Source organism: Bradyrhizobium sp. Arg237L (genome assembly GCF_029990105.1).
Classification (GTDB): Bacteria; Pseudomonadota; Alphaproteobacteria; order Rhizobiales; family Xanthobacteraceae; genus Bradyrhizobium.
In genome coordinates this window covers 1-2,230 of sequence record NZ_JAQMIL010000166.1, presented here as the reverse complement: position 1 = coordinate 2,230, position 2,230 = coordinate 1, and the positions used below count along the sequence as shown (strand labels likewise).

Sequence of the window (2,230 nt, the reverse complement as noted above, 5' to 3'; positions counted from 1 at the left end):
CGCGCCCAGCGAAGGAAAACATTGTGCTCTTCAGCCACGGTCCGTCTCTCGTGTCCTACGTCGGAGGCATCCGCCGATCGCGCTGCCGCTTGATGAAGGGGCGCTCGACATGATGCGCGGCAACAAATCGCTCAACGATTTGAACGATACTTGCGGGCATCGACACCGCGTCGACCAGATTGCTACCGGCGTCGGTGAACGCCTCGCCTTCGGCCGGATCAGCGGTGACCGCGAGCAGTTCGTAAGGCGGCTCGGAGCCGGTCGGGCGCAGGTTGACCCATAGTGCGGGCGAGCCCGATGCGAGATTGTCGCGATAATTGGCGGTCTCGGTGCGGTGCAGTTCGATCACCGCCTCGCCAGCATAGAATAACGTCACCTCTCCTTGCCTATCGAGCGGTGTCCATGGGTCGGCCGACGGGTTTCCGGCCAAAACCGAAATCGGCCGCCACAGGAAGTCGGCCCAGGCACTCCTGCCCTTGCGCCGCTCGACCACAACTCCCACGGAAATGCGCTCCAGCGCCGTCGATATCAATTGACTGCCTCCGCATTCGCAATCGGCAAGCCGGTGATGAGGTTTTGCGGCTTCAACCGCAACACCTCGTCGGCGGTCATGGCGAGCAGCAGATGGACCGGCTCGCCCCTGACCTTTTCGATCATACAGCTGGGATCGCGGAACGTCAGCCGGAACAGGCCGACCAGCTGGGCGCGCGAGCCGTCATCGAGATCATCGCCATGCCAGATCGCATCGCCAATGCGCGTGGCATCGGAGCTCAGTCCGACATACCAGTTCCATGACGCCTCGCGCAGTTCCGCCACCGGCTCGACTTCGACCTCGATCGCCAGCAGGTGCAGAAGCCATCGGCCAATGACATCGCCAAGCGCGGCCAGACCGCGCCCGCCCGCGGCCAGATCGAGCGCCATGTCGAACCGGTCGCTGCGCTCCCAATAGCCGCCCGCCGTGGACTCGTTCAGCACGTCGACCTCGGTGGCGTCAGGCAACCCGAGCAGCGCCATCAGCGGCGACGCCGAATGCCGGCCGGTTACGGAGCCGCGTTCCTCGTCGACGGCGAGGACCGAGGCCCCTTCGATCATGAGCTTCTGCGGGCGGAAAAACATCTCAGCGGCGCGCAGCATGAAAGCATCGCGGCAATCATCCAACGCATTGCGCAGGATGACCTGCACCAACTGACCGACGAGGACCTGGGGAAAGGCAATATTGCGCCTGACGATCGCAAGATAAGCGGCCTCGAGGCACCCGTGCTTCACCAGGTGATCGCGCCAGGCGATCATCGTCCGCCAGTTCTCGCGCGCGTCCCCATCGGCGATCGCCTCGATCTGCCTGGCCGCGACCGGCCGCCGCGGGTGACGCAGCAGCGCGCGATGCAGCTCCTGCTCCGCCGCGCAGGCTTCCGGTGGCGGCATCAGCTCGGGCCGCGCCAGATAGACCTTCAGGAAGTCGTCGGTAACCAGCAGCCGGCCGTTCTCGTCGCGGTCGAGCAGATGATGGCCGCAAGCGAGCCAGAAATCACGCGGCGCGCGCATCGGGTGCTCCCTGCAAGTCCGCCATACCACCATCGTATTTTGCGGCAGAGCCAGTATATACTTTCCACAAATTCCCGGCCAGTTTTGCCGGGCGTACCGCACAGCCACAAGAGTTCGTGACCGCAATGGCTGATTCTGCGCGACGCGTTCTGGTCTGCTCGTGCGAGGGCACGATGCCACTCGACGGCGATGCTATGCGTCGCGGCTGCCATCATGAAATGACGACGGCAACGCAGCTCTGTCGCGCCGAACTCGATCGCTTCCGAGCCATCGCCGCCGAAGACGGCCCGCTCACGGTCGCCTGCACCCAGGAAGCGGCACTGTTTTCGGATGTGGCTGAGGAAAGCGGCCGCACGCAATCCATACAATTTGCCAACATCCGCGAGGCCGCCGGATGGTCCGGCGATGCCGACCGGGCAGGACCGAAAATGGCGGCGCTGCTTGCGGCGGCGGCGGAGACGGCACCGCCAGCGCCATCGGTTGAGCTCGAAAGCGGCGGCGTCATCCTGATCTGCGGCCGCGATGAGACCGCGATCGAGGCCGGCGATCTGCTCAAGGACCATCTCGACGTCACCGTTCTGATCGAGCCGCCCGCCGCCATCGCGCCGCCGCGCAGGGACGAATTCCCGGTGGCGAAGGGAAAGGTGACCGCGGCGCGCGGCCATCTCGGCGCGTTCGAGGTTACGGT

2 protein-coding genes and 1 pseudogene are annotated in these 2,230 nt (G+C 65.1%); 1 reads left to right on the top strand and 2 read right to left on the bottom strand.

The features are described 5' to 3' along the window. Positions 1-55 precede the first annotated feature (55 nt). Together OZ411_RS42730 and OZ411_RS42725 are read right to left on the bottom strand one after the other, a co-directional pair. Complete coding sequence (locus OZ411_RS42730; RefSeq protein ID WP_282532765.1) at positions 56-532, bottom strand: DUF3305 domain-containing protein; 477 nt, start codon at positions 530-532, stop codon at positions 56-58. Next, positions 529-1,542, bottom strand: coding sequence for a DUF6352 family protein (locus OZ411_RS42725; protein WP_282532764.1), 1,014 nt, complete (start codon positions 1,540-1,542; stop codon positions 529-531). Before OZ411_RS42725 ends, OZ411_RS42730 begins: the two co-directional genes overlap by 4 nt. A gap of 218 nt (positions 1,543-1,760) precedes the next feature. Here OZ411_RS42725 and OZ411_RS42720 point away from each other — a divergent pair. Continuing rightward, positions 1,761-2,230: pseudogene (locus OZ411_RS42720) on the top strand (4Fe-4S ferredoxin); the annotation flags it as partial.